The organism is Streptomyces sp. WAC 04229 (genome assembly GCF_003947455.1).
Taxonomy (GTDB): Bacteria; Actinomycetota; Actinomycetes; order Streptomycetales; family Streptomycetaceae; genus Streptomyces.
In genome coordinates this window covers 134,522-141,518 of record NZ_QHJH01000001.1, presented here as the reverse complement: position 1 = coordinate 141,518, position 6,997 = coordinate 134,522, and the positions used below count along the sequence as shown (strand labels likewise).

The window sequence follows — 6,997 nt, the reverse complement described above, 5'->3', positions numbered from 1 at the left end:
GCAGGGCGCTCAGGGCGGTCCCGGGGTCCGACGGGCTGACCACCACCGTCACCCGGCTCGCACCGGGGCGCAGCCGTGCCGGATCGACGGTGAGCGCGCCGCCGAGGAGCCGGGCGCCGGGTGCCTGCGGCTGGTTGTAGAAGACGAAGTCCCCGTCCCCGCCGACCTTTCCGCCGTCGTCCGTGACGAGCGCCGACACGTCGAAGGGGCCGGGCACCCGTACCTGCACGGGGCCGACGGGCAGAGGGACGTTGCCCCCGGGGACCAGCTCGCTCATCGTGCCGCCCTGTTTCGTCGTGCGCGCTCCCGGCGCGGTAGGGGTGGGGGTACGCGTACGGGTGTCGGTGCCGGGTCAACGTCCGCCGGGCGGCGGGGGTTCCCGGCGCCCGGGCCCGCCTGCTCAGTCCGACGACGCCGGCTCCGGGACGATCAGACCCTGCCGGTAGGCGATGGCGACCGCCTCGGTGCGGCCGGCCGCGTGCAGCTTGGCGAGGATGTTGGAGACGTGGACGCTCGCCGTCTTGGCACTGATGAACAGCTCCTCGCCGATCCGGCGGTTGCTGTGGCCCAGCGCGAGCAGCCGCAGCACGTCCCGCTCCCGGGCGGTGAGCACCGCGGCCCCCGGCCCGCCGGCGGGCGCCGCGTCCGTGAGGCGGCCGCGGCGGGTCAGGTCGTCCAGCCGCTCGCGCAGCACCGTGGCGCCGAGCCGGTCGGCCTCCCGGCGTACCGCTTCGGCCTCGGTGGCCGCCTCCTCGCGGCGGCCGGCCGCCAGCAGGGCCTCCGCGAGGCGCAGCCGGCAGCGGGCGCGCTCGTAGGTGTCGCCGAAGGCGAACGCGGTCACCGTCCTCTCCCAGGACGCCGGGTCCGGCTCGGAACCGGTGGCCCGGATCCACTCCGCCTCGGCCCGCGCCAGCCATGCCTGCCCCTCCGGGCCCTGGGGCGTTCCGTCCTCCCCGTACCCGGCGGACGACCGCGCCTGCGCCACCAGTTCGGCCGCGGTCTCCGTCCAGCGGGCGGCGCCGGCCTCGTCCCCTGTCATGCGCAGCTGCGCCACGGTGTCGGCGACCGCGGAGAGGGCGAGGGCGGCGAGCCTGACGGTCGCGAGGGGCGGTGTGCCCGCGTCGTCGCTGAGTGCCTCGACGGTGGACCGCATCGACCGCACGGCATCGGCCGCGTCCCCGCGCAGGGCGGCGGCGTCGGTCAGCACAATGCCCGCGACGAGCCGGGCCATCCAGTCGAACGGCCCCTTCAGCAGCGCCCGGGCGCGGTCGGGGGCCCCCGCGTCGCCGCGCGCCAGAGCCACGTACAGCCCCGGGCCGAGGGTGTGACCACCCCAGGCGGGCAGCGTCCCGCCGTGCTCCTCAGAGCCGCGAACGCACTCGTCCCAGTGCCCCAGCGTGTACTGCACCAGCAGCCGCAGGTACCGCATCTCCCGCGGGTACGGCGACGACAGCAGCCCGGAGCGGCGGGCCCGGTCGAGGCCCTCCGACGCCCGGGTCAGGCACTCCTCCAGGTCGCCGGACTCGAAGCCGCCGATGGCCAGGTTGAACAGGGCGCGCAGCTCCACCGGCGCGTTGCCCGCCCGCCGTGCCAGCTCCCGCGCCTCGATCAGGCGCTCGCGGCCCTCCGGGGTGCTCCGGTTGCCGCCCTCCAGGCTGGTCAGGGAGATCAGGAGGTCGGCGCGGGCGTCGGTGATGCCCAGCTCCTCCGCCACGTCGAGGGCCCGGCGGGCCACGTGCAGCGCCGTCCCGTTCTCCCCGACCTGGCGGGCCGCCATCACATGGGTCGCCGCGGCCCACAGCCAGGTCGCCGACGGTGGCTCGGCGGGGATCAGGCCGAGCGCCTCGCTGCTGTGGGCGTACGCCGCCGACTGGTTGTCGACGCTGAGCAGGTTCCCGGCGAGCGTGTAGCGCACGCGGGCCGCCAGTTCCAGGTCGGCGTCCTGGCCGAGGCCGGCCAGCGCGGAACGGGTGAGGGAGACCGCCCGGTGCACCTCTCCGGCGTGCGCCGCGGCCGCCGAGGCGCGCAGCGTCAGCGTCACCGCGTCGGGGCCCGTGGGCCGCGCGGCGGCGTCGACCGCCGACCACAGGTCGAGCGCCGCCTCCACGTGCCGCAGCTCCTCGGCGGGCGCGCCGACGCGCTGCGCGTGGTCGGCGGCCTCCAGGGACGCGGCCAGCGCCTCGGGCAGGTCGTGGCTCTCGCGGTAGTGGTGGGCGCGTTCGGCCGCGCTGTCCGAGCGGCGGTCCGGCCCGGCGAGCAGCCGCGCGAACCCGCCGTGCAGCCGGGCCCGTTCCCCGGGGAGCAGATCGGCGTAGACCGCCTCCCGGGCCAGGGCGTGCCGGAACGAGTACGTGTCCCCGTCGCCGGAGACGAGCAACTGCCGCTCCACGGCCTCGCGCAGCGCCGACTCCAGCTCCTCCTCGGGCAGCCCCACGGCGTCCCGCAGCAGATCGTGCCCCACCCGCCGCCCGGCGACCGCGGCGGTGCGCAGCACCTGCTGCGCGGTCTCCGACAGCTGCTCGAAGCGGATGAGCAGCACGTCGGCAAGGCCGCTGGGCACGCCGACGGCGGGCGTGTCCGTGGCCGCCACCAGCTCCTCGGCGTAGAAGGCGTTGCCCTCGGCGCGTTCGACGATGCGGTGCACGGTGGTGTCCGGCAACGGCCGGTCCCGCAGCGAGCGGACCAGCCGGGCGACGTCGGCGTCCGGCAGGGGACGCAGCTCAAGACGCTCCACGGAGGGCAGCCGCACCAGCTCGGCCAGCAGGGGACGGAGCGGATGCCGACGGTGCAGGTCGTCCGCCCGGTACGAGGCGAGCACCGCGAGACGGTGGCCAGGGGCCCCGCCGGCCGGCCGTTGCAGCACGCCCCGGCTGAGCAGGAACCTCAGCAGGTCCCGGGAGGACTGGTCGGCCCAGTGCAGGTCCTCCAGGACCAGCAGCAGCGGCGCGACGTCCGCCAGGTCGGTGAGCAGCGCGGCCACGCCCTCGAAGAGGCGCAGCCGCGACCGGTCCGCCGTGCCCCCGTCGTCCGGGCCGCCGCCGAGCAGCCGGTCGGCCACCGGGTGGGCGGCCAGTACGGCGGCGAACCGCTCGTCGGCGGCCAGTGCGCCGAGGATCTCGGTGAACGGCAGATAGGGCAGACCGACGTCGCCCAGGTCCACGCAGTGCCCGGTGAGCACGGTGGTCCCGGCCGCGGCGGCCCGGCCGGCGACCTCGTCCAGGGTCCGGGTCTTGCCCACCCCGGCGTCCCCGGCGACGAGCACCGCGCGGGCCTCCCCGGCACGGGCGCGCTCCAGGACGCCGGTGAGACGCGCGAGTTCGTCCTCGCGGCCGATGAGTGGGCTGGTGACTGAGGTCTGCGGCACGACGCCCATCCTGACACGCGGGTGCGACAGCGCTCCCCGTCCCGTGGCACCGGGATCGCCCGGACCGGGCCCCAGGACTGCCCGACGGTCCGCACCGGTCCCGGGGCCCGCCGGACCGGTCCGCGCGCGGTCAGCGCCGCAGTGTGGCGGCCCAGTCCGCCGGGACCCGGCCTGCCGGTCCGGGCGCCGGCTGGTCCTCGGGGTGGCTGGACGGCGGGGCGAGGCCGGGACCGGACTCGCGCACCTCGCCGGCCGCGTAGTCCCAGTACCACTCCTCGCCCGGCTCGAAGCTCTGCACCAAGGGGTGCCCGGTGGCCGTGTAGTGCCCGGTCGCGTGCTGCCCCGGCGAGCTGTCGCAGCACCCGACGTGGCCGCAGCTCGCGCAGCGCCGCAGGTGGAACCACCAGCCGCCGGCCGCGTCGCACTCGGCGCAGCCGCTGCCGCTCGGCGGGACGGTGGGGTCGATTCCGGTGTCGCTGGTCATGCCGTCTCCTCTCGTGCCGTCTCCTCGGTCGGATCGGGCTCGGCGGCGGTGAGCGGCAGGAGCACCTGGAAACGGGTGTCGCCCGGCTCGGACTCCACCTGGAGCGCGCCGTGGTGCTTGTTGACCACGATCCGCCAGGAGATGTCCAGGCCGAGCCCGGTGCCCTCGCCCACCGGCTTGGTGGTGAAGAACGGGTCGAAGATGCGCTCCCGGATCTCCGGGGCGATCCCGGTGCCGGTGTCGCGGAACTCCACGAGCAGCCGGTCGTGGTGGAGGGCGGTCCGCACCGTCAGCGTGCCGGCGCCGCCCGCGCCGTTCACCGCGGCGACCGCGTTGTCGATCAGGTTGGTCCACACCTGGTTCAGCTCCGCCGGGTACGCCGGGACCTTCGGCACCGTGCGGTCGTACTCCTTGACGACCTCGATGCGGGGGCCGATCTTGCCGGACAGCATCAGCAGGGTGCTGTCCAGGAGTTCGTGGACGTCGACGGTGCGGTAGGGCGCCCGGTCGAGCTGCGCGTACTGCTTGGCGGCGTCGACGAGGTGGGAGACCCGGGCGGTGGAGTCCGCGATCTCGTTCATCAGCAGCTCGGTCTCGACGGTGTAGTTGAGCCAGCCGACCGCTCCCGCGAGGATCTCCTCGTCCACCGCCGCCGCGACCTGCTCCAGCCAGTCGGTGTCCAGACCGGCCTGCACGAAGGTCGGGGCGAGCTGCCACCCGTGGTCGATGCCGTGGTCCTCCAGCCAGTCGGTGAGGGCGTCCTCCCGGTCGGCGGCCTCCAGCGGGCTGAGCGACGGCGCCTTGGCGACCCGCTCGGCCGTGCGCTCCTGGATCTCGATGAGCCCCGCCAGCGCGTCCCGGGAGAACGGGCCCTCGGCGATCACGGCCAGCTTGTGCCGCATCTTCGCCACCCGCTCCCGCAGCGCCGACGTGGCCCGCACCGCGGCGGCCGCCGGGTTGTTCAGTTCGTGCGTGAGACCGGCCGACAGCGAGCCCAGGGCCAGCAGCCGCTCCCGCTGCCCGACCGCCCGCTGCGTGCTCTTGGACCCGAAGAAGAGCCCCTCCAGCAGATGCACCGCCATCGGGAACCACTCCCGCATGACGGCCGCGAACGTCGCGGCGGGCAGCACGAAGAACCGCGTCGGCTCGGTGACCCGCATCGAGTTGTTGTAGACCTGCGGCAGCCGGTCACCGACGTACGCCTGCATCGCGCCCGCGTACACACCGCGCTGCGAGGTGCGGTTGGTCTCGACGTCGTCCCCGCCGACCCGGCGGGAGAGCACGACCGACCCCTCGATCATCACGTAGAAGCACGTCGCGTCCTCGCCCTCGGTGTACACCGGGCCGGGCTCGAACAACTCGACCCGCCCCTCCGCGCACAGCCGTCCCAGTTGCTCGGGCGACAGCTTCTCGAACAGGAAGAGCTTCCCGATCTCCGCGGGCGCGCACGGCATCGGCCGCCCGCTCACGACTGCTCCAGGTACCGGTGGACGAGCATCACGGCCATGGCTCCCTCTCCGACGGCGGACGCGACCCGTTTCGCGGACTCGGCGCGGGCGTCGCCCGCCACGAACACGCCCGGGACGCTGGTCTCCAGGTGGTACGGCGGGCGGTCCAGCTCCCACTGCGCCGGCGGCCGCCCGTCCACGGTGAGGTCGGGCCCGGCGAGGATGAACCCGCGCTCGTCCCGCAGCACCGTCCCGTCCAGCCAGTCGGTCAGCGGCGCCGCGCCGATGAACACGAACAGCCACTGCGCGTCGACCTCTTCGGTGCCGCCGGCCTCCGCGTCGCGCAGCGTCAGCCGCTCCAGCCGGCCGTCGCCCCGCGCGCCCTCGACCACGGTGCCGCAGCGCACGTGGATGTTGGGCGTCTCCTCGATCTGCTGGACCAGGTAGTGCGACATCGACGCCGCCAGCGAGCCGCCGCGCACCAGCAGCGTCACCGACTTGGCGCCCCGCGCGAGGTACATCGCCGCCTGCCCCGCCGAGTTGGCGCCGCCGACGATGTACACGTCGTGGCCCTGGCAGGACGCGGCCTCGGTCAGCGCCGAACCGTAGAAGACGCCGCAGCCGGTCAGTTCGTCCGTGCCCGGCGCCGCGAGCTGCCGGTAGGACACGCCGGTCGCCAGGATCACGCTGTGCGCGGCGATCGCCGAGCCGTCCGAGAAGCGCACCACCCGCGCCGACCCGTTGGCCTCCAGGCCGGTAACCTCCCGCGCGGTGAGGATCTCGGCGCCGAACTTCGCCGCCTGCCGCCGGGCCCGCTCGGTGAGCTGCCCGCCGGAGACACCGTCGGGAAAGCCGAGGTAGTTCTCGATGCGGGAGCTCTGCCCGGCCTGGCCGCCGGTCGCCGACCGCTCCACCAGCACCGTCCGCAGCCCTTCCGAGGCCCCGTACACGGCCGCTCCGAGCCCGGCCGGGCCGCCGCCGATCACCACCAGGTCGTAGAAGTCCGAGGTCGGGGTCGTGGCCAGGCCCACGTGCGCGGCGAGGTCGGGCGCCTCCGGCTCCACCAGCGGCGTCCCGTCCGGCGTGATCACCACCGGCAGCCGCTGCCCGTCCTGGCCGGCCGCCGACAGCAGGCGGCGCCCCTCCGGGGTGTCGGACGCGTACCAGCGGTACGGCACCTGGTTGCGGGCCAGGAACTCGCGGACCTCCGAGGACCGCGCCGACCAGCGGTGTCCGACGACCTTGGTGCTGGGCACCGGCCGGTGGTCGCCGGTGCGCCAGGCCTGGAGCAGGTCGTCCACGACCGGGTACAGCTTCTCCTCGGGCGGGTCCCACGGCTTGAGCAGGTAGTGGTCCAGGTCGACGACGTTGATCGCGTCGATCGCCGCGCCGGTGTCCGCGTACGCCGTCAGCAGCACCCGCCGGGCGCCCGGATAGATGTCCAGGGCCTGCTCCAGGAACTCGATGCCGTTCATCTGCGGCATCCGGTAGTCGGCGAGGAGCACCGCCACCAGGTCGCCGCGCAGCTTCAGCTCCCGCAGCGCCTGGAGTGCCGACTCGCCGGACTCCGCGCGCACGATGCGGTACGTGGCGCCGTAGCGCCGCCGCAGGTCACGGGCGACGGCACGGGAGACCCCCGGATCGTCGTCCACGGTCATGATGACGGTCCGCGTCGCCCCGTCGTCCTGTGCCATGCGTCCC

General features: G+C 75.0%; 4 protein-coding genes and 1 pseudogene. All 5 read right to left on the bottom strand.

Annotated elements, in window-relative coordinates:
- Positions 1 to 277 (bottom strand): annotated as a pseudogene (locus DMH12_RS00605) (stress protein); the annotation flags it as partial.
- Between the two features lie 123 nt (positions 278 to 400).
- The gene (locus tag DMH12_RS00600; protein WP_125489513.1) at positions 401 to 3,373 is read right to left on the bottom strand and encodes an AAA family ATPase; all 2,973 of its coding nucleotides are present in this window, start codon (positions 3,371 to 3,373) and stop codon (positions 401 to 403) included.
- Between the two features lie 121 nt (positions 3,374 to 3,494).
- Positions 3,495 to 3,848, bottom strand: a complete 354-nt coding sequence (locus tag DMH12_RS00595) for a UBP-type zinc finger domain-containing protein (protein WP_125489512.1) — start codon at positions 3,846 to 3,848, stop codon at positions 3,495 to 3,497.
- Positions 3,845 to 5,302 (bottom strand): ATP-binding protein, encoded by a 1,458-nt coding sequence (locus DMH12_RS00590; protein WP_399186327.1) that lies wholly within the window; start codon positions 5,300 to 5,302, stop codon positions 3,845 to 3,847. The genes DMH12_RS00595 and DMH12_RS00590 overlap by 4 nt, the downstream gene beginning before the upstream one ends.
- Positions 5,303 to 5,313: 11 nt before the next feature.
- Complete coding sequence (locus tag DMH12_RS00585; RefSeq protein ID WP_125489510.1) at positions 5,314 to 6,990, bottom strand: FAD-dependent oxidoreductase; 1,677 nt, start codon at positions 6,988 to 6,990, stop codon at positions 5,314 to 5,316.
- Positions 6,991 to 6,997 lie beyond the last annotated feature (7 nt).

What these genes read in the sequence shown, in the direction of transcription:
- DMH12_RS00600 (WP_125489513.1), bottom strand. Translation starts at nt 3,373, where the DNA reads ATGGGCGTCGTGCCGCAGACCTCAGTCACCAGCCCACTCATCGGCCGC.
- DMH12_RS00585 (WP_125489510.1), bottom strand. Translation starts at nt 6,990, where the DNA reads ATGGCACAGGACGACGGGGCGACGCGGACCGTCATCATGACCGTGGAC.
- DMH12_RS00590 (WP_399186327.1), bottom strand. Translation starts at nt 5,302, where the DNA reads ATGCCGTGCGCGCCCGCGGAGATCGGGAAGCTCTTCCTGTTCGAGAAG.
- DMH12_RS00595 (WP_125489512.1), bottom strand. Translation starts at nt 3,848, where the DNA reads ATGACCAGCGACACCGGAATCGACCCCACCGTCCCGCCGAGCGGCAGC.